The organism is Streptomyces sp. BE303, assembly GCF_036290945.1.
Classification (GTDB): domain Bacteria; phylum Actinomycetota; class Actinomycetes; order Streptomycetales; family Streptomycetaceae; genus Kitasatospora.
In genome coordinates this window covers 1-482 of sequence record NZ_JAQYWZ010000648.1, presented here as the reverse complement: position 1 = coordinate 482, position 482 = coordinate 1, and the positions used below count along the sequence as shown (strand labels likewise).

Sequence of the window (482 nt, the reverse complement as noted above, 5' to 3'; positions counted from 1 at the left end):
CACGGTGCCGTCGGTCGCGCGCCGGGCCAGGTCGACCAGCTGGGCTCCGGCGAGCCGTTCGGCTTCGGCGAGGGCGAGCTCGATGGCGGCGATGGCGTCGTGCTGGTTCGCGGTCGGGGCCACGTGCCAGCCCAGCTCGTACTTCGACCAGTAGTCCCGGCAGCCCGCGAGCCGCCAGGTGCCGCCGCCGGTCGTCTCGAACTCGGAGAAGTCCAGCTGCCAGACCTGGTTCGGGCCGGTCGGCTCGGTCGCGAACACGGCCTCGCGCCGGGCGGCGAGCTGTCGGCGCTCGCGCTGGTAGTTCCCCTCCAGCAGCAGGCCCTCGTCGCGCAGCAGCCGCAGCACGGTGGCCTGTGAGACCTGGTGGCCGTCCCACCGGCACATCGCCCAGACCTTCCGGTGGCCCCACGCGGGGTGGGCAAGCGCGTGGCGGCGGGCCGCGTCACGAACCCCTTCCCGGGCCGGACGCGGCCACGGCCCCT

Annotated in this window: 1 pseudogene; it reads right to left on the bottom strand. The window is 75.1% G+C overall.

Going from position 1 to position 482, the window contains the following annotated elements:
* Positions 1-384: pseudogene (locus PUR56_RS15290) on the bottom strand (hypothetical protein); the annotation flags it as partial.
* Positions 385-482 lie beyond the last annotated feature (98 nt).